General features: G+C 61.4%; 1 pseudogene. It reads left to right on the top strand.

From position 1 onward, the window contains the following. Positions 1–236: pseudogene (locus ACTFO6_RS19845) on the top strand (radical SAM protein); the annotation flags it as partial.

The raw sequence follows: 236 nt of genomic DNA, 5'->3' as shown, positions 1-236 counted from the left end.
CAGCCGAGCCGCTTCTACCGCCACAACTACCGCATCAAAACCCCCCAGATGATTTCGACGGAGTACGTGTAGAGGAGCAATGTAGCGGCCATCACCCTGGGGCTCGTCCCCGGGCGGATGGACCGCACCGCCTGCACCCACTTTCTTGACCTGCTGGTGACCTATCCTGAAGGTTGTCGGGTCAATTGCGCTTATTGCGGGCTCGCATGGCACAGGGAGGAGGCCAGGGACGATGC

Source organism: Pelomicrobium sp. G1 (genome assembly GCF_051905455.1).
Lineage (GTDB): Bacteria > Pseudomonadota > Gammaproteobacteria > Burkholderiales > UBA6910 > Pelomicrobium.
The sequence above is the reverse complement of the archived record's forward strand: the minus strand, read 5'-3'. Positions and strand labels throughout refer to the sequence as shown.